Below are 946 nucleotides of genomic sequence, written 5' to 3'. Positions count from 1 at the left end.
TTGCATCACCGCGCCGGAAACGGCGAGCGCGGCGCCGATCAGCACGCCGAGCAGGACACGCGGCATGCGGATGTCATAGACGATCAGCTGGTCGCGTGCGGCGAGCCCCGCATCGGCTGGCACGGCTCCGGTAAGCCAGTCACGAATGACGCGGACGGCGGACGCGTCGGAGGCGCCCGAGGTCAGCGACAGGAATATGGACAGCGCAAGCGCGAGCGACAAAAGCAGGATGACGGCCCTTGCCCGTGCCGAGCGGTCGCCATTGGCTGCCGTCGCCACCTTGCCTGCCGCGCCAGCGATCGACTGATCGGCCATTACCACTGGTCCGTGACCTGGCTGCCGTAGAGCGAGACGGCGAGATCGTGGATGGCTTCGGCTGTGCGCGGCCCGAAGCCCAGCAGATAGCCGCCGTCCATGCTGATCACCTTGCGGGCGGCACCCGCAGGCGTCGAGGCGATCGACGGATTGGCGAGCAGCTCATCCTCGGAGACCGGCGGCCCGGCGTTCTTCATGGTCAGGATCACGTCAGGCCTGGCCGTGACGATCGCCTCGTCCGACATCTGCTTGTAGCCGGAGAAACCCTCGACTGCGTTGACGGCGCCGGCCAGCTTGATGATGCCGTCGCCGGCGGTATCGCTGCCGGCGGCCAGGACCTTGCCGCCCTGCGTCGACAGCACGAACAGGATGCGCTTGCGCTGCTTGATCGAAGCCGCCTGCTTCTCGGCCGACTTCAGCTTCGCATCCATCTCGACCGCCAGTTTCTCGGCCTTGGCGTCGACGCCGAGCGCCTTGCCGACGACGCGGATCTTTTCGAGGATGCCTTCATGGCTGTAGTGCTCGGGCACCTCGATGAAGGCCACGCTCGACTTCTTCAGCACGTCGACGGCGTCCTTCGGGCCACTGCCGTGCAGGTCCAGGATTCCGGTGGGATTGACCGACAGCACGC

2 protein-coding genes are annotated in these 946 nt (G+C 66.7%); both read right to left on the bottom strand.

Translation table 11 applies throughout. The annotated features are described in order from the left end of the window. Nucleotides 1-315: iron chelate uptake ABC transporter family permease subunit (locus tag EOA29_RS38035; RefSeq protein WP_145970109.1), on the bottom strand; the 315-nt coding region annotated here is incomplete at its 3' end. After that, nucleotides 315-946, bottom strand: a 632-nt coding sequence (locus tag EOA29_RS38030) for an ABC transporter substrate-binding protein (protein ID WP_127222491.1), incomplete at its 5' end; no start/stop codon positions are given. The genes EOA29_RS38030 and EOA29_RS38035, both read right to left, overlap by 1 nt.

It is taken from the genome of Mesorhizobium sp. M1E.F.Ca.ET.063.01.1.1, from assembly GCF_003998155.1.
GTDB lineage: Bacteria > Pseudomonadota > Alphaproteobacteria > Rhizobiales > Rhizobiaceae > Mesorhizobium.
Note: the sequence above shows the minus strand (reverse complement) of the source record. Positions and strands in the feature narration are given on the sequence as shown.